This is a genomic window from Streptomyces sp. NPDC041968 (assembly GCF_055589025.1).
On sequence record NZ_JBVJCB010000002.1, the window covers coordinates 310,646 to 331,519 of the forward strand.

A 20,874-nucleotide genomic window follows, 5' to 3' on the forward strand; every position below is an offset into this window, starting at 1 on the left:
CCCCCTCCCCGGCCGGCCCGGCGCCCTGCGGTTGTGCCCGCCGGTGGGACGGCGGATTCTGTAGGGGACGAACGGGGCTGGTACGGGCCTATGACTGGATGGACCGCGGACGAAGGTGCTGACTTCCGGGGCCCCCTCGACATCTCCAGGGCGGCCACGATGGTCGTCGACGCCCAGGACACGGTCATCGGGTGGAGCCCGGCTGCGGAGCGGCTGCTGGGCTACGCGCCGCAGGAGATCGTCGGCCGGCCCCTGTCCGCCTTCCTGTCCAGCGGCCCCACCCCCTCCGTCCCCCCGCTCCCCCTGCATCTGCGGGGGAACGAGGTCCGCGCCGCCCGGAGCCGGGAGGGGCGCGAGGTGGTCGTCGCCACCGCGGCGTGCCCCCTGCCCGGCGCCGGCACGGCGGTACGAGTCCTGGTCGCCACGGAGCTGAAACGGCTCAGGGTGTGGGACGCCCGGCTGGCGCTGCTGCACGGGCTGGCCACCCAGTCACCCGTGGGGCTGGCCATCTACGACACCGAACTCCGTCTCACCTGGTGCAACGCGGCCTACGAGCGGGAGATCGGCCGGCCCTTCGCCGAGTTCCGCGGCCTGCGGGCCGACGAGCTGTACGCGGAGGGACGGTTCGTGACCAAGGGGCACCCGCCCACCCTGGACGCGGTCATGCGTCGTGTGCTCGCCACCGGGGAGCCCTTCCTGGACCTGCACTTCCAGGGCCGGCCGCCCAGCGACCCGGAGACGGACCACCTCTGGTCCTGCGCCTACTACCGGCTCCAGGACGCCGACGGCCACGTCCTCGGAGTGTGCGAGGACGCCTTCGACATCTCCGACCGCCAGAGGGCGCAACAGCGGCTGGCCCTGCTCGTCGAGGCCGGCCGCGGGATCGGCAGCACGCTCGACGTGATGGTCACCGCACGGAAGATCGCCGAGGTGGCGGTGCCGGAGTTCGCCACTCTCGTCACGGTCGACCTGGCGAGCGAGGTGCTGGAGGGGGAGGTGCCGGCCACCGAGGCCTCGGCTCCCCTGCCCCTGGTGCGGGCCGCCCGCTGCCCGACCGTGGACCACCATGCCCGGAAGCCCGACGTGACATCCCCGTCGTCGCACGTGGAGTACCCGTCCGGTTCGCCGCAGGACCGCTGCCTCTCCTCGGGCGGCCTCGTGCTCGACGACACGACCCTCGTCGTACCGCTCCGGGCCGGTGGCGGCATGCTGGGCCTCGTCACCTTCGTCCGCGGCGCCGGTTCGGCCACCTTCGACGGCGGTGAGGTGGCGCTGGCCGAGGAGCTGGTCGCCCGTACCGCCGTGTCCATCGACAACGCCCGCCGCTTCACCCGCGAGCGCAACGCCGCCCTGACGCTCCAGCGCCAGTTGCTGCCGCAGCAGCTGAGCGAGGGCTCGGCGGTGGAGCTGGCCTACCGGTATCTGCCCACGGACGACGTGACCGGGGTCGGCGGGGACTGGTTCGACGTGATCCCCCTGTCCGGGAGCCGGGTGGGGCTCGTGGTCGGGGACGTGGTCGGACACGGGCTGCCGGCCGCCGCCACCATGGGCCGGCTGCGTACGACCGTACGCGCGTTCGCGCAGCTGGACATGGATCCCGTGGAGCTGCTGTCACGGCTCGACGACCTGGTCGCCCAGTCGGCGGAGGAGCAGTGGGGCGGGACGGGCACGCCGGACGGCGGGCACCCGGACGTGACCACGGGGGCGACCTGTCTCTACTCGGTCTACGATCCGGTGTCGCGACGGTGTGTCATGGCCCGGGCCGGCCACCTGCCACCGGCGGTCGTCGCTCCGGACGGCCGGCCGTCCTTCCCGGAGCTGCCGGCCGGTCCGCCCCTCGGTCTCGGCGGCCTGCCGTTCGAGTCGGCGGAGATCGAACTGCCCGTGGGCAGCCTGCTGGCCCTCTTCACGGACGGCCTGGTCGAAGCGCGCGACCACGACATCGACCACGGCCTGACCACGTTGGGGCGGGTGCTCAGTGACCGGCACGCGTCCCTGGAGGAGCTGTGCGACCGGGCCGTGGCGGAACTCCTCCCCGGCGGCTCGACGGCGGACGACACCGCACTGCTGCTCGTCCGCACCCGCGAACTGGACACGTCGCAGGTCGTCGAGTGGGAGCTTCCCGCCGAACCGGTCGCCGCGGGCCGCTTCAGGGACCTGGCCACCGGGCAACTGGACCGGTGGGGACTGGAGGAGCTGTCGTTCACGACCGAGCTGGTCGTCAGTGAGCTGGTGACCAACGCGGTCAGGTATGCCGCCGGGCCGGTACGGGTGCGCCTCATCCGGGACCGCACCCTGCTGTGCGAGGTCGCCGACACCGGCCACACGTCACCGCACCTGCGCCACAGCAGCGCGGACGACGAGGGCGGGCGGGGCCTGTTCATCGTCGCCCAGCTCGTCCAGCGGTGGGGGACGCGCTACTCCGGCACCGGCAAGACGATCTGGACCGAACAGGCCTTTCCCGCCCCGCAGTAGGACTGCGGGGCGTCGGCGTCGTTTCTCGGACCGCACCCGGTCAGGCGGTGGCGCCAGGCGGTTCGGTCCGCTCCGCGTCGTTCAAGGCCCGCAGCAGGGTGGCGCGGGCCCGGGCGACGCGGGACCGGACGGTGCCGACCGGGCAGTCGCTGAGCGCGGCCGCCTCCGCGTAGGGCAGTCCGACGAGTTGGGTGAGGACGAACGCCTCACGGCGCTCGTCGGGCAGCGCCGCCAGCAGTTCCCCGAGCGCGATGCCGTCGTCGAAGCCCGGCAGACCGCGCTCCTGCGCGCTTTCGGCGAGGGTCTGCCAGTCGTCGGTGTCGGCGAGGCGCGGCCGGGCGGAGGCGTGCCGGTAGCTGTCGACGACCGCGCGCCGGGCGATGGACAACAGCCAGGTCCGGGCGGAGGAGCGGCCCTCGAAGCGGTGCAGGCTGCCGAGGGCCCGCAGGAACGTGTCCTGGGCCAGGTCGTCGGCGCTCTGGGGATCGGCACCGAGGTAGGTGACGAAGTGGCGTACGTCGCGGTGGAGGGCGCGTACGAAGTGCTCGACGGCCTCGGTGTCACCGTCGCGGGCGGCGAGCGCCCAGGATGTGGTCGACGCGTCCGCGGACGTCCTCGCGTCGCGGCCGCGCGGGATCTGCGCCGTCATGTCGCTCGTCTCGGGCAGGGCAGGACTGATCACCTGGTGTCCTTCTCGGGAGTCCGGACGCCCGGCACGCGGGTGTCCGGCACCCGGATCCGGCCGCGTAAGACGCGGGGCGGATCCGGTGTCGGTGTGGGAGTGGCGGGCGGGTCCGCGCACGGCGGCGTACGCCCGTCGCCCGAGCCGCCCGGGCGCGCTGCGCCGTGGCGGTGTCGGGGAGCCGGCTGTCTCAGGCGACAGCGGTCCCCGCAGGAGGGCCCCGAGAGGTGATCGCGTGCGCGAGGAAGAGCCGGCGCGGCCTCCGTGCCGGGCGGCCACGCCGGACGAGGAGGCGGGGCCGGTGCGGGAGCGCGGCAAGGGCGAGGCCCGGCCGCAGGGGGGCGGCCAGCCATCCGGCGACGGCCCGCAGGACGCGGAAGGCCGCGCGTTCACCGTGCGCGAGCCACAGGCCGCTCAGCAGCGCGGCCAGCAGGTGGGCCGCCGTCATGCCCGTGGACGACATCCCGCCCATGGTGTGGCCCATGCCTGCCAGGGAGTCCGCGGCATCCGTCGCGCCCGTGGTGGAGGCGCCCTGTGTCATGGAGTGCAGGGCATGCCCCATGTGCGCCATGGACGCCGTGTGGTCCGTGGGTGGGGTGCCGTCGGCCATGCCTCCCACGGAGGCGGACGGCGTCGGGACGGCGACCGGCACCGACCGCTCCTGCGCGTACGAGAACCATGCGTGCAGGGCGGTCTGGGCGGCCACGGCGACCGAGGAGACGAGCACCGGCCCGCGCTCGCGGCCGGCCAGGGACCACGCCGCCGTCCCGGTCACCGCCGTCGCGGGGGCCAACGCCCACCAGGGCACCGAGGCGCCCGACATCAGGACGTGCCCCAGGGTGGCGAGCAGCACGCAGACGGCCGCGAACACCGCGGCCCTCGTCGTGCGCGAACACCACCCAGCATTCATGGCGGCTCATCCTCGCATCCCTGGCTCCGCCGTCGTGGGGGGATACGGAGCGATACCCCCGCCGACACTCAGCACTGTCCCGGTGGGGGACGTCACAGTAAAGTCCGAGCCGGCTGTAGAAGCTCTCCAGCCCTTCTTCTCCTCGGGCCGCGAGATGAAGCTGTTCGAGTCCCAGTTCGTCACGAGCGATCTTCCGCAGCTCACACATGAGAGCGGATCCGACACCACGGCCGCGGAATTCGGGGTGGGTCTGAAGGTGGTGAACCGTGCCCCAGTGCTCGACGAGCCGGTAGGGATCACGGTTGAGGACGACCCACCCGGCAAGACCGTCACCGAATCTGGCGGTGATGAGTCGGCTGTGCTGCGGATGGAGACGGCCGAGGAGCTTGTCCGCTACGGGTGGGACGTCGTCGTCTTGGACCGGCGGGAAGGGGGTTCCGGCGGCGCCGCCCGAGTTGGTGACCGCGATCCAGCAGTCGATCAGCTGGCGTCGAAGGTCGGGAGCGATCTCGCGGGCGTCGGTAATCTGGACGAGCTCCGGCTTACTTGCGTGTGTCATAAAAAGCAGCACGTCAGCGCGATCTGACATCGGTATGGGTCAGGTTTTCGAGTTCCGACGGCTGACCTCGGCTGCGTAGGCGGCCCAGTCTCCGGCGACGGCTCGCTGCCATTTGACGGCGACGGTGATGTCGATGCCGAGGGTGTGGGCGAGGACGGCGGCGGGCAGCTCGGTGGCGAGCTGGAACAGCGCGGTTGAGCGGGCTTCCGCGAGCCGGATGCCGAGTTTGCGGAGTCGTTCGCCCATGGGCCAAGGACGGCACCTTCGAGCGGATGTTCCGGGCCGCCCAGGCCAGGGCCGACGCGGCCGGGGACATCGAGTGGCTGGTGTCGGTCGACTCCACGATCGTCCGGGCCCACCAGCACGCGGCCGGAGCGCGAAAAGGGGGCTCCGCACCCCGGGACTCGGCCGGTCTAGAGGCGGCCTGACCAGCAAAAGCCACCTGGCCTGCGACGGCGGGGACACGGAGTCCGCGTCGAGCGTGATCCGAGGCCGCGCCGCCGCCCCCGGTTGACGCCCTGGCCGGTACGCGTCCCCGCGCGGCCCGCCGGGCGGTGAACGGCATGTACTGTCCGTGCGACGCGCTTTCAACAACCTCGGGGGTTCCATGCACCGTCACGCGGACTCGGTCGAATCGATGGAACAACTCACCGTGGTCTGGCGGACCATGGTTCTCGACCGTGACCCGGGGGCCGACGTCCGCGACCTCCCGGGGATCGCGGTGCGCTGGGCCGACTGCCGGTTCGCGTTCTGGAACTGCCTCACGCTGACCGATGTCGGCGCGGACGCCGGACTGGTGAGGCAGCGGCTCGGCGAGGCGGTGGAGGTGATGCGCGCCAAGCGGCGGCCCGGGTTTCTGTGGATCTTCGAGGACCTCCTCGACGAGCAGGCCCGTGCCGGGCTCGACGAGGCCGCCGACGCGGCAGGGCTCGCGTACGCCTTCCCCGGCACCGGCATGGCGGCCGACCTGCCGTCCCTGCCCGAACCGGCCCACGACGAGCTGACGTTCAAGCGCGTCACCGACGACGAGCTGCTGCGGGCCTACGCCGACCTCAACTCACGGGCCTACGGCTTCCATCTGGAGGACGGCCGCGACGGCCTGGCCGGCTCCACGCTGTGGAAGAGCGACATCCACGCCTACCTGGGCCTGCGCGACGGCATCCCCGTCACCTGCGCCGCCACGCTGGAAGCCGACGGACGCCTCTTCGTCGTCCTAGTCGCCACCGACCCGGACTGCGAACGCCGCGGCTATGGGGAGGCGGTGACCCGTAAGGCCCTCTACGAAGGCGCCAGGGCCACCGGCCTGACCCGCGCGACACTGCACGCGACGGCGGCGGGCGCACCCGTGTACCCGAGGATCGGCTTCGAGCCGAACTCGCCCATCCGCTTCTACGGGCTCAAGGGGTAGCGGACCGGCCCGAGCCCACCGCGCGCTCCGTGCGCACGACGCCCGCATCGTCGAGCACCTCGCCGAACAGCAGGCGCAAAGCAGCGCGTCGTCAGTCACACAGCTGACCTTCTGAGGCAGAGGCAGCCTGGACATGTGACAGAACAATACGGCGGTGCGCGAGATCGACGTCGATGATCTTCACCGTGAGGACGTCGCCGACCTCGACAAGGCCCCCGGACGATTCATTCAGCTCGCTGGTGGGCACGAGCCCCTGGAAGCCGTCCTCTCGGTCCTCGATGCGGACGAAGACTCCGAACGGCACGATCTTGGTGACCGGCCCCATAACCACCTGGCCGACCCTCTGCGCTACCTGCGGCCACGGGTCTTGCTGCACTGCTCGGAGCGACAGCGGCACCCGTTCCCGGACCATGTCGACATCGAGTACCTCAGCTGTGACCTCCTGGCCGACGCTGACGACGTCCGACGGGTAGTCGAAGGGACGCCAGGACAACTCCGGAATGTTGATCATCGCGGTGAAGCCGCCAATGTCCACGAAGGTGACGCCGAAGCTTGCGATGGTCGTCACTGTCCCAGTGACGACCTGGCCGCGCCGCAAGGTCTTCAGGAACGCCCAGTCCCGGCCACTGGGCGTCGGCTCGGTCTGCCAGCGAGCGCGCAGAACGCCGTCGCTGTCCGGCAGCACAGCGGTGAACAGCGGGAGATCCTCGCCGGCACACATGGAAACGACGCCGGCAGCACGCGCGCTGGGGAGCTGGGAGGTCACCGCCTCGAACTGGGTCTCATCCACGACCGTGCTCGTGATCTGACCGTCCTCGTCCTCCCAGACGATCTCCACGAGGCTCGGAGGGCTCTGGCAGCACGTGTCGGGCAACATGCTTGGGCTGCCCGACGTCGATCGTCCACCCCCACGACTCGTCGACCGGTGGTCCGAGCTGCCGCGGGAGACGACCCAGCCGTTGATCCACATCTGCACGAGTTCACTGATCCTGGTGTCCGGCATCACCGCCCGCCCCGCCTGAATGGTAATAGATAATAGTACGTAATGAACCTTACGCAACAGACACAGGATTCACCATAGGAGCAGGTCGCTTGGCCAGAGACCACGAGCGATTGCCACGGGTGGCCACTGGGACTGTTCCGAGTTCAGGTCGCCGGCGCCGGGCGATCGCGGCCCGGTAGAACTGCGGTGTGACGCGTGGTGATCTGAGCGATGCCGAATGGGAGTTGGTGGAGCCGTTCTTGCCGCTGGGTGAGCGCGGGCCAATCCCTGACCTGCGCCGACACTTCGATGCGTGATGTGGCGGAACCGGACTGGGAGTCCGTGGCGGGACGTCCCTGAGCGCTACGGATCCTGGTCGACCGTCTACGGTCGGTTCCAGCTGTGGGTGGCTGGAACCTTTTCAGCCATCGATGGACGGGATGATCGCCGAGGCCGCAACGCGGGGGCAGGTCGACCTCAGCCTGGCCAGCGTGGACTCCACGGTAGCCCACGCGCACCGCCACGCGGCCGGGATGATCGTCGACCCGGAGCTGCTGCGGAACCTGGAGAAGGCCGTCGCGGAGCAAGAGGGGCTTGACCAAAGGGGCAAAACGAACCGTTATTGGCGGTGCCCAACCCGGTCGACGAGACGGACGACGCGACTCACGAGGAACGCCGCCGCGTGCGCCGCCGCCACAGGGCCCGGCTTCGCGCGGCCGAGCTGGGGGGGTTCGGGCGGTGGGCTGACCACCAAGGCCCACCTTGCGGCCGAACGCCGCTGTCGGCCGTTGTCCTTCATCCTCACGCCCGGGCAGGCCGCCGACAGTCCCCGCTTCATCCCGGTCGTCGAGCGGATCAGGGTCCGCGGTCTGGCGGGCCGGCGCCGCGCCCGCCCGGACGCGATCGCCGGCGACAAGGCGTACTCCTCCCGCGCCAACCGCGCCTACCTGCGCCGACGCCGGATCCGGGGCGTCATCCCGGAGAAAGCCGACCAGACCGCCAACCGCAGGAAGAAGGGCTCGCGCGGCGGCCGTCCCGTCACGCATGACGCCGACCTCTTCAAGGACCGCAACACCGTCGAACGCTGCATAAACAAGATCAAGGAGTGGCGCGGTCTGGCCACTCGCTATGACGAGGACCTGGACGAAGGCGCGGGCCTTCGATCCCTGGCCCCGGCGGCCGCCGTCGATGAGCTGGTGTGCGGCCTGGTCGGGCAGTTGGCCGACTGGCAGCAGTCGATCGGCGAGCTGGGCCGCGCGCTCACCACGGCAACTGAAGACCGACCGCTACCCGGCTGGTCCACCGAGGCCGTCGCACGCCACCACCACGCTCACCTGCTCGCCGTCATCTTCGAGCTCGGCGGTGAGCTGGAGCTCCCAGCTACCCGTAACGGGCGCTTCAGGGCCCAGAGCTGCCCGGTCAGCGACGCCTGCCGCCGCCGATGCGGCGGTCGTCGGCCAGTGCGGTCAGCGGGCCGAACTCGCGGGCAAGCTCGTTCCACGTCAGAACCTCGCCACAGCGGGCCGGGAACTCCTTCGGGTTGAACTCGGGCATGGTCCAGGTGCCAGTGCCCCGATCCCGCAGCCACAGGTCCCCGTCACCGTCGACCACAGTCGGCGGGACCGGCACGGGCTCGACCTGATCGGTGGGCTCCCAGGTGACCCGGCCCGGGTGGGAAACGCGGCGCAGCTCGGCGGTGGCCAGCCGCGCGGCCAAGTCACGGGTGGACTCCTCGGCGTCCTTGACCGACGCGAGTCGGAATGCGTCGTCAAGCGTGGGCAGGGCTGGATTCTTGCTGCGCTTTGAACTCATACGCTGACGACCTCCGGTGGGGGGCGTCACATCCGTTATGGCACCCCGTAGAGGAACACGGTATCCGAGGCGGGAGCCGGGCCGGACCTCCTGCGCTGGAACGGTCAGCAAGCCCGCCGACGCACAGGAAGATACTGTGCGCCAGGTCAGCGACTTGTTGGGTGAGGCGAAGAAGGCACTCGACACGCTGACGAAGTAGCTGGAGCAACCGTCCAGCCCACGGTTCAGCCCTCGCTCGGTACAACCCTCTCCGGGGCGAGCGCGGCCTCCAGGCGGTGCAGGCGTTCGTAGAGGGCGCGCACGAGGCGGGCGCGGTTTCTGGACGCAGCGCACGGTGCCCTCGATCGGCACGGACAGCCGGCCTTCCGCCTCGCGCAGGACGACGTCGGCGAGCGCCTTGGGTCCGCTGTCCTTCAGCAGCCGGTCGGCACGGCGGCGGACATCGGAGGCGACGGCGCGAGCGTGGCCGGTGAGCTGGAGGGTGATCTGCTCCAAGTCGCGGGCGGTGAGGGTGTCCTCGCCGGTCCACGCGAGGACGACCTTGACGAGGCACTCGTTCCTGTTCCATGCGAAAGCAGCAGACTGGACTCGCGTCGCCTACATGCCGGAAACCACCTGGCCAATAAACGGGCGCCCGCCAGGCTCATCCCGGGATAGTGGTCACATCCCGGTTTCGATGCCGTCTTCATCTTTTTCGACACGTCAGCGGCGATTCACTTGCGTTCGCCTTTCCAGTCCCCACCTGACGCCTCTTACGGCGCCTTTTCCTCATCGCTCACCACGACGGTCTTCAGCCAACGCAGCATGAGGCGGTTTGGAGCCTCCCCCCGCAGGGCGACTCCGAAGGGCCGACCTTCATCTCTCGCAGAGCACCATTTCCAGAAGCTGTCCTACTACCAACTCCCTTTCATGTTCAGGACACAAGACCACCAAGATCCATCTCGCCTGCGACGGCAAAGGACGCCCGCTCGCGATCTTGCTGACACCCGGCCAACGCCACGACAGCATCTGCGCACGCCCCCTCCTGAACGCATACGCGTCCCCCGCAACGGCCCCGGCCGGCCCCGGTCCAGACCTGACCAGGTCATCGCCGACAAGGCTTACAGCTCCCGGGCTTTCCGCGCCTACCTGCGCAAACGCGGTATCACGTGCACCATCCCGGAGAAGAGCGACCAGCGGCGCCACCGACACAACCGCGGCCGCCTCGGCGGAAGGCCGCCAGCATTCGACCGGCAGATCTACCGCCGACGCAACGTGGTCGAGCGCTGCTTCAACCGCCTCAAGGGCTTCCGAGGCATCGCCACCAGATATGACAAGACCGCCACCTCCCACGAAGCAGCGGTCAGTCTCGCGTCATTCCTGCTGTGGGCAAGATCCGTTTCAAGACGGACCCTAAAGGGTGTTGCAGAAGGCCGTGAACTGGGCATCTCCATTGTATGGCTGGGGTGTTGAGGGCCGAGCGGGTGTGGGTGCGGACGTTTACGGGGTTGCGGGTCGATCAGTTCGGCCGGTTGCTGAAAGCGGTCCGGGAGCGTGGTGGCGAGGGCTGTGGCTGGGGTCGTCCGTGGCGGCTGCCGCTGGCCGAGCGGGTGCTGCTGGTGGCCGTGTACTACCGCACGAACCTCACCATGCGGCAGCTCGCACCGCTGTTCGGCGTCTCGCCGGCGACCGTGTGCCGGGTGATCCAGCGGCTCGGCCCGTTGCTCGCGATCGAACCGGTCCGCGCCTCTCAGGATGCAGCCGAGCGGTTGTGGATCGTGGACGGCACCCTCGTCCCGGTCCGCGACCGCACGGTCGGAGCGTCCTCGCGCAACTATCGGTTCTCGGCGAACGTGCAGGTCATCGTGGACGCCGAGACGCGTCTGGTGGTGGCAACCGCCCGTCCGGTTCCCGGCAATACCGCGGACGCGAAAGCCTGGCGGGACTCCGGCCTGGCCGCACACTGCGAGGGAGTGACGGTCCTCGGTGACGGCGCCTACATCAACACCGGCCTGATCGTCCCGCACCGCAAACGCCCGGGGCGACCCCTGCTGAAGGGCGAGGAGGAGGACAACGCGCAGCATCGCAAGGTCCGTGCCCGTGTCGAGCACACCTTCTCCCGTATGAAGAACTACAAGATCCTCCGTGACTGCCGGCAACGCGGCGACGGCCTCCACCACGCCGTCCAGGCCGTCGCCCGCATCTGGGCGCCGGTTTCGCCTTCTCGGACCAGGAGCAGTTCTGTGGAGGGTGCTCCGGCCGCGTTGTAGGTGGCGTTGGCCTTGTGGATCTTGCCTGTGCCGTTGTACCAGGTGTCGGCGACCATGCGGGTGCCGTCGGGGCCTTCGGTCTGCATCTGGCGGGGGCGTAGCAGGCTGTCGAGGAGCTGGTACTCGGTTCCGTAGGAGCCGCTCTGCTCGATTTTCTCGGCCAGGATTACGGTCGGCTTGTCCTTGCGGAGGGTGTAGCTGTACTTGATGCTCGGTGTCTGCGCTTTTTGCCGGTCGGGCAGCCAGACCGAGGTCAGCCGGCCCAGCGCGTCGTGGGCCAGGTCGGTGCGCTTGCCGTTGGGGTCGGTCTGGCCGGTGGAACAGGCCCCATGCGGGGGCGTAGTCGGTGGTGGTGACGTGTCCGAGGGCGTTGGTGACCTTGGCCTGTGTGAGCAGGCCGTTGGTCTGGGTGTACTGGGTTTTCGTCTCGTTGCCCTCGGCGTCCTTCTGGGTGAGCGGGCGGCCGTAGGCGTCGTAGGTGGTGGTGCCCGTGACCTGCATGGTGGCCGTGGTGCCGTCGTGGGCGGTGACGCGTTCGGTCTTGGTGGCGTCGCCCTTGGTCGGCTGCGTGCCGTAGGAGCCGCCGTCGTAGGAGGTGCGTTCGTCGGCCAGGATCTGTGTCTTGTAGTCGGGGGTGGCACTGCAGCCGACGGAGAGGGACTGGCTGCGGCGGGGCAGGCTCAGGAGGTTCTTGGCCGTGTTGTCGGCGTACCAGGTGCGGGCGCATTTGTCGTCGGTGTTGTCCGCGAGGTCGCCGTACTCGTGGACAGCTGTGGTGCGGCCGGTGCCGGTGGCGGTGTCGACGTAGATCTTGGTCTTCGTCTCGCGCCAGCCGCCCCCTGAGAGGGGCTCGTACCCTCGGGTCGTCAGGGGTTTGACGATGCTGGCCGTGGTGGTGTTCCAGCTGTGGGTTTCCGTGGCGGTGGTGTGCTTCCACGGTTCGTTGATCGTCCGGGCGACGACCTTGGTTCCGTCATAGGTGACGGTCTCGAGTTCGTGGCCGGCGAATTCCTTGTGGTCGGTGTACTCGATGCCGGTGGAGTCCTTCACCTTGACCGAGCGGGTGGCGCCGGCAGCGTCCTTGTCGCCGTTCATCCCTTGGAGGAACGTGTGGTCGACGCGCGTGGTCTGCCGGTCCGCTGTACCGCTGGTGACCTTGACCTTGTCGTAGCCCTGCCAGGAGCCCCAGGTCAGGTACTTGGCTTCGGTGATGCCGTCCGGTTCGGCCTTGCGCCAGGCCCCCTTGCCGCCGGAGTAGTCGTAGCGGGTGACCTGCTGCTCGCTGCCGCCGGTCGCGTCGGTCTCAATGATCTCGGCGACGGCGTATTTGTGGAACCAGTCAGTGATCGGTTCTATGTGTCCGGGAGGTGCCCACTTCACCGGGTAGCAGCGTTTGGTCGACGTCCCGGCAGTGGGCAGGGAGCTCTTCACGCATTCGGTGGGGGCGTAGTTGATGTCGAGCTGTGCGCCGGTCTCGCTGACGACGCTGGCGAGGCGGTCGCGGTGGAAGGGCGCGATGTTGTCTCCGGTCGCGTCCACTCGGTTGACCAGCTGCTCACCGAACAGCTCGACGCTGGGCAACGTGATGTTCGTGCCGGCCCGGCCCTCGTGGCCGATCTTCTCCAACCACAGCGTCTTGGAGTCGTCGCCGTTGTCGTTGAAGCGGTGCGTCAAAGTCCAGTGGTCGACGTCCTGGTAGGCGGTCGCGTCCTTGCGTATCTGGGTGGTGATGCCGGTCAGCCGCTTGGTGGTGAAGAAGGTCGGGCCCACCGTGCACTTGGTGTCGGCAGCGCACTCCTGGTCGACGGGGACGTCGGGCCAGTGCGCGGCATTGGCCTTGGTCCGTTTGGCGGCGGCGCAGTCGAAGTCGGAGGTTGTCAGGCAGCGCTCGGCGACCGTGAACGCGATACGGGCCGGGGCCTTCTCGGCGAAGACCTGGCCGTCGCGCTGGCCGTAGTCGATGCGCTTGAGGTATCCGCCTCGGTGGTAGGCGGTTCCGTTCATGTCGGTCTTGCCGTTGAGCGCGTAGTGGTTGGTCGGCGAGCGTCTCCGTACAACGCGGCGAGCAGGACCGACGAAACGGCCGGGGTCTGCGTCTGGGCCGGGGAGAGGGCGCGAGCCGGGGCGGGGGCGGGCAACTCCGGCCACGGCGACGAGGACTGCGAGCCCGCACCCCTGGCCATGCAGGCGGACCGTGCCCAGGCGCGGCAGGCGCTGCGGTCGGCGCTCGACGCGTACGGCGCGGGCCTCGAGCCGTCCGGGGAACCGGTCACGGGCGACGGGCCCGTTCTGGTGCTCCGGGCGAGCGACGCGTACGGACTCCCGCTCCTCTTCACCGTCGACATGAGCGACGGCGAGGAACCGCACGCGGTGCGGTGGAGCGCGCTGGCCGTGCTGGACGACCGTGACGAGGCCCTGGGTACCGACGCGCACAAGCAGCGCTGGCGGGCCTGGCTCTACTGGTCGAACCTGCTGCAGTTCCTCGCGTTCGCCGGCGGGGACGGTGTCCAACTGGCCGGCAGCCGCGCGGCCGCCTTCCCGGTCGACGTACTGGCCGTCACCGGCGGCATCGGCGAACTCGACTCTCTCTCGTCGCCGTGCACCGGCCGCGGGAGACACCACTGGCCGAGGCGGCGGTGGCGCGGGAGGCGACGCCCACCGGCGCGAGCGCGGTCGCCGAGGCGGAGGCCGATGGTTCGGCGGCCGAGCGGGCCATCGCCCAGCTGCTGCGCGATGCCGCTTGGGACGAGGAGATCCTGCCCCTCCTCGAGGAGGACGAGCCGGACTCGGCGCTCACCCGGCTCGCCCGCGCGCTCGCCGAACACGGCAAGCAGGCCCCCGTCTTCGGCTTCGAACTCGGCGAACGCGGCTGGCCGGCCGACTTCGCCTGGAAGGACTCCGGCGTACGGGTGGCCGTCGTCGCCGTACCGCACGGCGAGGACGACGAGGAAGCCCTCCGCCGCGACAAGGCCTACGCCGACGCCGGGTGGACGGCCCGTACGGCGGCCGACTGGCTCGACGACCTCGACTCACTCGCCGAGAGACTCCCCGATGCCTCGTGAGCACACGGCACGAACGACTCCCCCGGCCGTGACAACCTCCGCCAGCCCTACGACCTTGGCGACTCCCACGGCCTCTACCACTCCTGCGACTCCCCGGCGACGGAAGGCAGCACAGATCCCATGACCGCCCGGCTCAGCCTGTACCAGAAGGCCGAACAGGAGCTGTACAAGCTCGACCGCTCGGTCAAGGGCAGGTTCTACGACTTCTGCCACCGCTTCCGCGAGGACCCGGACCACCCCGGCCTGGACCTCAAGCCCCTCAAGGGCGACGGCCGCGTCTTCCGCGCCAAGATCGACCAGTCGTACCGCGCCCTGCTGGCCAGGGCCGGCGTCGACGACAAGGGCCGGGAGAACTGGCTCGTCATCGCAGTGCGCCACCGCAAGCACGTCTACGAGGAACTCTCGGTCGCGATCAACCGGATCACCGGCGAGATCGAGTTCGTGGACCTCTCGGTGGTGGGCGAGAGCGTGCTGCGGCGCGCGGGCGTCACCCTCACCCCCACCGAACCCGAGCCCGAGCCCGCCCCGCAGCCCGCACCAGAGGCCGCCCCGCCCGCCGCTGAGCCCCTGCTCACCGGCGTCACCGCGGAGGACCTGCGGGACCTCGGCGTCGCCGACCAGCTCATCGACCTCGCGCTCGCCGTAACCGGCAGCGACGAACTCGACCAGCTGGTCGAGGGCGCGCCCCTGCTGTCCAAGGACATCCTGTACGGGCTCACCGCCGGCATGCCCCTGGACGAGGTCCGCAAGGAGATCACCGCCCCGGTCAAGGTCGACCTCGGCCAGGACTACGCGCAGGACCTCGGCGCCGCGCTCGCCCGCACCACCGTCACCACCATCGACGCCGACATCCAGGCCGCCCTGGAGGAGGGCGACTTCCGCGCCTGGAAGGTCTTCCTGCACCCCACCCAGGCCAAGCTCGTCCACCGCACCTACAACGGTCCGGCCCGCGTCTCGGGCGGCCCCGGCACCGGCAAGACGATCGTCGCCCTGCACCGGGTCAAGCACCTGGCGCAGCAGCTGCCGCCCGGACACGGCAAGCCCATCCTGCTGACGACGTTCACCAAGAACCTCACCACCGACCTGCGCGCCCGCCTCGCCTCGCTGATGGAACCCGAGCTGCTCGCCCGCGTGGAGATCGCCCACATCGACCAGCTCGCCGCGCGAGTCCTCAGCGAGAACTCCGTCAAGGGCACCGCCAGGCAGCGCGTGTACGACAGCACCGCGCTCACCGTGCTGCGCCAGCTCCTGCTGGAGCTCGACGAGCGCCGCTGGGACGCCGAGTTCCTCTACGAGGAGTGGGACCAGGTGGTCCTCGGCCAGTCCATCGGCACCCGCAAGGCGTACTTCGACGCCCGTCGCGCCGGCCGCGGCCGTTCCGTCACCCGCCCCGAACGCGCGCAGATCTGGAAGATCCTGGAGCAGTTCACGGCCCGCTTGGACAAGGAGGGCCTGGAGACCTGGGGTCAGGCCGCCGAGCGCGCCGCCCGCCTCGAGACGGAACGCGACGCGAAGATCAGGGCCCGGCAGGAACACAAGGAAGCCGTCGGCGGCAAGGACCTCATCCACCGCGACGACGGCTCCGGCATGCGCTTCCTTCACCACCGCTACCGGCACATCGTCGTCGACGAGGCCCAGGACCTGCGCGCCGCCCACTGGAAGATGCTGCGCGCCATGGTCGCCTCCGGCCCCGACGACCTGTTCATCGCCGGCGACACCTACCAGCGCATCTACGACCAGCAGGTCACCCTCTCCACCGTAGGCATCAACATCCGGGGCCGCTCCTCCCGGCTCACCCTCAGCTACCGCACCACCAGGGAGATCCTCTCCCGGGCCCTGCGGGTGGTGGACCTCACCGGCAAGGACCTCGCGTACGACGACCTCGACGACAGCACGGACACCCTCGACGGCTACCGCTCCGTCCTGCGCGGCCCCGCGCCCGACCTGGTCCGCTGCGACTCCTGGGAAGACGAACTCGACCGGCTCGCCACCACGCTGACCGCCTGGCGCGAGGAGATCGCCACCGGCAACGGCGGTGCCGGCCCGCGCCGCGACCCGCGCGGCAGTATCGCCGTGTGTGTCGCGGAACGGGACATGGTCAGCCAGGTGATGTTCCACCTGGCCACCAAGGCGGGCATCACCGTCGCCGAGCTCACCAAGGACGGCCCCAAGGGAGACGGCGAGGTGCACGTCGGCACGATGCACCGCTTCAAGGGCCTCGAGTACCAGAAGCTCGCCATCGTCGGCGTCCGCGACGGCATCATCCCCCGCACGGACATCCTCGAGCGCTACCGAACCACCGACCCCCGCCGCTACGCCCGCGAGGAACTCAGGGCCCGCTCCCTCCTCTTCGTCGCCGCGACCCGCGCCCGCGACGCGCTCCGCATCAGCTGGTACGACAGGCCGAGCCCGTACTTGCCGGTCTGAGGGGCGCGGGATGAGGAGTACGAGGGCGCGGCAGGACCGGGAAACCGCTGGAAGACGACATGGCCCCGGCCTCCTATCTCTGGCCCCCGGTGCAAGGTAGCTCTGGTTGGTGGTCCCCACGTTCACGATCTCGCCACCTTTGAGGGGCTTGTCGGCCGGGCCCCTTGATGTGGGTGGCCACGATGGGGCCCTTGGCTACGGCGTACGACATCTTCGGCCGTTAGGATCTTGGATTCCGTCCGGGATGGTGACGGAAGTAGGTGTCGTCGATCGACCGAACAGTCCTCCAGTTTCCGCATGCGGTGTCGGCTCGCGAGCCGAAGGAGGCCTTTGCGGATCGCATGGTCGGCGAAGGGGAGGCGTTGTGGTGCCGGAAGATCAGACTGCGGACGATGACCGTTGGAGCAAGTGGCCAGAGGCGTGGGTGGGCACGGCCTGTGACGTGCGCGTGGTCCTGGGCGCGATCCCGCGGGAGGCCAAGGATGAGTTCCGGTACGACGAGATCCCCTGGGAGCGGTTCCCGCATTTCTACGGCACGGGCGATGAAGTGCCTGGTCTCCTCAAGGTGCTTGCCTCCGACGACGCCGAGGCCGCTGGACAGGCTCTGTGGCGGCTGTGGACAACTGTGCACCACCAAGGCAGCACGATCGAGGTGGCAGCCCTGGCAGTGCCGTTCCTACTCCGGATCGCCGCGACGGGGCACCCTGAGCTCCGGGCGGACACGCTGACCTTGGTCGCAGCGAGCGGACGCTGCCAGCACCTTGGCGACGGTAGCCGTGAAGGCTTCCTCCAAGTCGCCGAGGACCCGCTGATGATCGGCCCTGTGGAGTTCCCAGTGGACTGGACGATCCAAGCCGCCCGCGATGCAATCACGAGTGACCTCCACTTGCCGCTCTCGCTACTCCCTGACCCCGATCCGAAGGTCCGCTCCGCGGCCGCCTTCGTCCTGGCGCTGACGGCCGGTGAGACGCCCCGCATCTCCTCCGCCCTGCACGAGCGGCTGGTCATGGAGGACGAGCCGGCGGTCCAGGTCAGTCTCCTGCTGGCGATCGCGCAACTTGCCCGCGAACACCAGGACGGACCTACGCGTGACTGGGTGCGGGACCTGTGGTCGGACCCCGGCCGACCACCGCATGTCCGCATCGGCGCCGGCCTCGCCTGGCTGTGCCTGGTCGACGGCCCCGCCCCCGACGAGCTCCACGCCCTACTCACCGACCCTGGCACCCGCCAGCACAGCGACCTGTTCCAGCAGGTGCCCTGGATCTCGCCGGTCGACACCAGCGACGGGCTACGCCGCTGCATCCACGACATGCTCCGGCCGAATAGCCCCTGACTCAGGCATGAGCGGCCGCCCACTTCCGGGTCGCAGTACGAAGTCGTTTCTCTTGGTGAGCGGGCGCCGGGCATCATGACCACCCGTAGAGGTCACTGTGTGAGGAGACGAGTACGGCAGATGCCTGGACGCGTAACGGCGGCTTTGACCGAGCTGTGGCAGCAGCACTGGCCCGACTGTCCTCCGGTCGGGTACAAGCTCCGCGACCCGTATCGGAATGTCTGGGTGCGCTTCCACAGCCTGCCGGAGTCGAAGCGATACGCGGAGGACGAGAGCGAGTACACCGTCGTCCTGGAGCGGTACAACACCGTCCTCGATGAGTTGTTCGCTGGTAGGGAGGTCTACGTGATCACCCCAGTTTGGACGAACGAAGCCGAGGTTCCGCCATACCAGCCAGATGCTGGCTACTGGCAGACCCTGCTGGTGGAGGACGATCCGGTTCCGGAGTTCCGTACCTACTGCCATCTTTTCGCCGTCCGCCGGCCCTGGCGATACGGCTGCCTCGACGAGCTGCTGCGTGACATCGCGGACGACAAGGTGGCGGGAGTCCTCATCACCGACACCCAGATGGGACGCATCTACCACCCCTACGACGGCGGCGCCGATGTCTTCCTCGCCACGTCCGAGGAGCGGGATCAGACGCGCGATCGGCATGCCGACTGGCTTTCCACTCACCCGTCGGGTCTCTGACGGTACTGGCTCACCACCCCGTCCGTGTCTTGGGATTCAGGTAGTCAGCTGACGGAGGCAGACACGGAGGACCGCTATGCAGACGAAGGCGAGGAAGTGTTCGGCCTTGCGCTCGTAGCGCCGGTGGAGCCGTCGGCATCCGGCCAGCCAGGCAACAGTCCGCTCTACCACCCACCGATGACGGCCGAGCCGCTGTGAGGACTCGACGCCCTTGCGGGCGATGCGGTGGCGGATGCCACAGCTGCGAAGCCACCGACGCAGATGGTCGTAGTCGTAACCCTTGTCGGCGTGCAGCTGCGCCGGGCGCCGACGGCGCGGGCCGCGGCGGGACCGGATGGGCGGGATCCCGCGCACGAGCGGCTTCAGGCCGAGGCTGTCGTGCATGTTCGCACCGGAGATACCCAGGGACAGCGGCAGTCCGTTGCGATCGGTGATCAGGTGGATCCAATAGCTCATCGGTAGGCCCGAGCACGGAAGTGCAAGGGCTCGTCGAACGGCAAGCCGGAAGCCTGCCCCCGTTCCGGGATGAGATCCCCGTGTTCAGACCGGCTCCGGCTCGCCACCCGTCCTGCCGGGCGGAGATCTCAGGTGGATCCGGGACTGAAAGCCCTCATCGAAGACTGGTCCCGCCCGGCAGGAGCGTCCGTGTCAGGTTTCATGTCGCCAGCCCGCTGGCAGGGGCCAACCTCTCAGTAGTTCGCGAGCCCAGAGCTCTCCAGCAGACCGAGGTCCCTGCCGGTCGCTGGAGACACGAACGGCTCATGAGATGGCGTGCCTTGAGCACTTCTATTAGAGCGCCGCGTGCTCCGCATGGAGCTGACCTGCAGCTTTGCTGCACTACGAGGTGATGGAGGAAGAGCTTGAGCACGATCTTCTGCGGCATCGACTGGGCGGAAGGGCATCACGACATAGCCCTGGTCGACCAGGACGGCAGTCAGCTGGCCAAGCTGCGGATCAGCGACGACAGCGCTGGATTTCACGCGCTGATGGAACTGCTGGCCCGCCACGGAGACTCCGCCGAGAACCCGGTTCCGGTCGCCATCGAGACCCCGCGCGGTCTGCTGGTCGCCAACCTACGAGCCACCGGCCGAAAGATCTACTCGATCAACCCGCTGGCCGCCGCTCGATACCGCGATCGCGGCAGCGTCTCGCGGGCCAAATCCGACGCCGCCGACGCCCGGGTGCTTGCCAACATCCTGCGGACCGACCTGCATGCTCACCGGCCGCTGCCCCAAGACAGCGAAGCCGGCCAGGCTGTCGCGGTCCTGGCCCGTGCCCATCAGGACGCGATCTGGGATCGGCAGCAAATGGTCAACCGGCTCCGCTCTCACCTGCGCGAGTACTACCCGGCGGCCCTGATGGCTTTCCACGGCCCCGGCAAGCCAGGGCTCGACTCCGCACGCGCTCGCGTTGTGCTCGCTGCCGCGCCCACCCCGGCCGCCGCGGCCAAACTCACCCACAGCCAGTTGCGTGCCTTGCTCAAGCGGGTCGGGCGACCGCGGTGCGGCATCGAGGCGGAAGTCGAACGGCTGAGGGAGATCTTCCGCGCGGACTACCTGCACCAGGTACCCCAGGTCGAAGAGGCCATGGGACGCCAAGCCATGGCTCTCATCCAGCAGGTCAACGCCGCATGCCCTTCCGTTGCCGACCTCGCCGCAACGACAGAGGAGGAGTTCCTCGCTCACCCAGACCCTGACATCATTACCAGCTTCCCGGGACTGTCCGCTGTTTCCGGAGCTCGAGTCCTCGCCGAGGTCGGAGACGACCGAGAGCGCTACGCGGATGCCAGAGCGATCAAGGCTTACGCAGGCGCCGCCCCTGTGACGCGGGCATCGGGCCGCAGCCACGTCGTCGTGGCCAGGACCGTCAAGAACCAGCGACTCGCCGCCGCTGGTTACATGTGGGCCTTCGCCTCTCTCCGATTCGACGCCCCACGGGCCCACTACGACCGGCGTCGAGCCGGAGGCGAACGCCACACCGTCGCCCTAAGAAGCCGGCCTCGGGACTGGTGGGCTCGCATGTTGAGGTGTCGCGTATTCCTCGTTGAGGCTGTGCCTGGCGTCACTGTGTGTGGTCGCCGAAGGCGTACCGGTTCCAGGATCCTCCGGCTTCAGTGACCAGGCGGGTGTCTGTCTTGCCGTGGTAACCGAGGGCGGTGCCTGGAAGTACGAGTTGGCAGATCGCAGAGGGGTCTGCCGCGCTGCGGCGGGACGCTCCTGGCCCGCTCCTGCCACTCCTCCGTCCCCTCCCTGGCTGAACGCCCGCTCCGGCGCCGACGCGGTCGC

Annotated in this window: 12 protein-coding genes and 7 pseudogenes; 12 read left to right on the forward strand and 7 right to left on the reverse strand. The window is 69.5% G+C overall.

The genetic code is table 11. From position 1 onward, the window contains the following. Positions 1–90 precede the first annotated feature (90 nt). Positions 91–2,475 carry a SpoIIE family protein phosphatase gene (locus ACZ6EG_RS06420; protein WP_391968893.1) on the forward strand — a complete coding sequence of 795 codons (2,385 nt, stop codon included), beginning with the start codon at positions 91–93 and terminating at the stop codon, positions 2,473–2,475. Between the two features lie 40 nt (positions 2,476–2,515). On the opposite strand, the gene ACZ6EG_RS06425 is transcribed toward ACZ6EG_RS06420, so the two are convergent. The 4 genes and pseudogenes from ACZ6EG_RS06425 to ACZ6EG_RS06440 form a co-directional block, all read right to left on the reverse strand. Further along, complete coding sequence (locus ACZ6EG_RS06425; RefSeq protein ID WP_391968894.1) at positions 2,516–3,157, reverse strand: sigma-70 family RNA polymerase sigma factor; 642 nt, start codon at positions 3,155–3,157, stop codon at positions 2,516–2,518. A gap of 190 nt (positions 3,158–3,347) precedes the next feature. Further along, a complete protein-coding gene (locus tag ACZ6EG_RS06430) occupies positions 3,348–4,067 on the reverse strand; it encodes a hypothetical protein (RefSeq protein ID WP_469602122.1) in 720 nt (239 codons plus the stop codon). A gap of 160 nt (positions 4,068–4,227) precedes the next feature. Continuing rightward, positions 4,228–4,656, reverse strand: a pseudogene (locus ACZ6EG_RS06435) (GNAT family N-acetyltransferase); the annotation flags it as partial. A 9-nt stretch (positions 4,657–4,665) separates the two neighbouring features. After that, a complete protein-coding gene (locus ACZ6EG_RS06440) occupies positions 4,666–4,872 on the reverse strand; it encodes a hypothetical protein (protein WP_469602125.1) in 207 nt (68 codons plus the stop codon). A gap of 65 nt (positions 4,873–4,937) precedes the next feature. Between ACZ6EG_RS06440 and ACZ6EG_RS06445 the strand changes: the two are divergent. Together ACZ6EG_RS06445 and ACZ6EG_RS06450 are read left to right on the forward strand one after the other, a co-directional pair. Further along, a pseudogene (locus ACZ6EG_RS06445) lies at positions 4,938–5,080 on the forward strand (IS5/IS1182 family transposase); the annotation flags it as partial. Positions 5,081–5,233: 153 nt separating this feature from the next. Beyond that, complete coding sequence (locus ACZ6EG_RS06450; protein ID WP_469602128.1) at positions 5,234–6,034, forward strand: GNAT family N-acetyltransferase; 801 nt, start codon at positions 5,234–5,236, stop codon at positions 6,032–6,034. 91 nt (positions 6,035–6,125) lie between these two features. Here ACZ6EG_RS06450 and ACZ6EG_RS06455 read toward each other — a convergent pair whose 3' ends face one another. Further along, positions 6,126–6,872, reverse strand: coding sequence for a S1 RNA-binding domain-containing protein (locus tag ACZ6EG_RS06455; protein ID WP_469602131.1), 747 nt, complete (start codon positions 6,870–6,872; stop codon positions 6,126–6,128). A 37-nt stretch (positions 6,873–6,909) separates the two neighbouring features. Between ACZ6EG_RS06455 and ACZ6EG_RS06460 the strand changes: the two genes are divergently transcribed. Together ACZ6EG_RS06460 and ACZ6EG_RS06465 are read left to right on the forward strand one after the other, a co-directional pair. After that, positions 6,910–7,056 carry a hypothetical protein gene (locus ACZ6EG_RS06460; RefSeq protein ID WP_469602133.1) on the forward strand — a complete coding sequence of 49 codons (147 nt, stop codon included), beginning with the start codon at positions 6,910–6,912 and terminating at the stop codon, positions 7,054–7,056. 169 nt (positions 7,057–7,225) lie between these two features. Continuing rightward, positions 7,226–8,215: pseudogene (locus ACZ6EG_RS06465) on the forward strand (transposase); the annotation flags it as partial. Positions 8,216–9,052: 837 nt separating this feature from the next. Here ACZ6EG_RS06465 and ACZ6EG_RS06470 read toward each other — a convergent pair. Further along, positions 9,053–9,383 (reverse strand): annotated as a pseudogene (locus ACZ6EG_RS06470) (DUF6415 family natural product biosynthesis protein); the annotation flags it as partial. Positions 9,384–9,744: 361 nt separating this feature from the next. On the opposite strand from ACZ6EG_RS06470, the pseudogene ACZ6EG_RS06475 reads away from it, so the two are divergent. From ACZ6EG_RS06475 to ACZ6EG_RS06500, 6 genes and pseudogenes are all read left to right on the forward strand, one after another. Beyond that, positions 9,745–10,280, forward strand: a pseudogene (locus ACZ6EG_RS06475) (IS5 family transposase); the annotation flags it as partial. Further along, a complete protein-coding gene (locus ACZ6EG_RS06480; RefSeq protein WP_469602136.1) occupies positions 10,265–11,077 on the forward strand; it encodes a transposase family protein in 813 nt (270 codons plus the stop codon). The pseudogene ACZ6EG_RS06475 and the gene ACZ6EG_RS06480, both read left to right, overlap by 16 nt. Before the next feature lie 2,597 nt (positions 11,078–13,674). Then, a complete protein-coding gene (locus ACZ6EG_RS06485; protein WP_469602139.1) occupies positions 13,675–14,139 on the forward strand; it encodes a hypothetical protein in 465 nt (154 codons plus the stop codon). A 120-nt stretch (positions 14,140–14,259) separates the two neighbouring features. Continuing rightward, positions 14,260–16,566, forward strand: coding sequence for a UvrD-helicase domain-containing protein (locus ACZ6EG_RS06490; protein WP_469602142.1), 2,307 nt, complete (start codon positions 14,260–14,262; stop codon positions 16,564–16,566). Between the two features lie 367 nt (positions 16,567–16,933). Then, on the forward strand, positions 16,934–17,899 hold the full coding sequence (locus ACZ6EG_RS06495) for a hypothetical protein (protein ID WP_469602144.1): 966 nt from the start codon (positions 16,934–16,936) through the stop codon (positions 17,897–17,899). Positions 17,900–18,019: 120 nt separating this feature from the next. Then, complete coding sequence (locus tag ACZ6EG_RS06500; RefSeq protein WP_469602147.1) at positions 18,020–18,589, forward strand: DUF3885 domain-containing protein; 570 nt, start codon at positions 18,020–18,022, stop codon at positions 18,587–18,589. Positions 18,590–18,625: 36 nt separating this feature from the next. On the opposite strand, the pseudogene ACZ6EG_RS06505 reads toward ACZ6EG_RS06500, so the two are convergent. After that, positions 18,626–19,030 (reverse strand): annotated as a pseudogene (locus ACZ6EG_RS06505) (IS5 family transposase); the annotation flags it as partial. A gap of 419 nt (positions 19,031–19,449) precedes the next feature. On the opposite strand from ACZ6EG_RS06505, the pseudogene ACZ6EG_RS06510 reads away from it, so the two are divergent. Beyond that, positions 19,450–20,580 (forward strand): annotated as a pseudogene (locus tag ACZ6EG_RS06510) (IS110 family RNA-guided transposase); the annotation flags it as partial. Between the last annotated feature and the right edge of the window lie 294 nt (positions 20,581–20,874).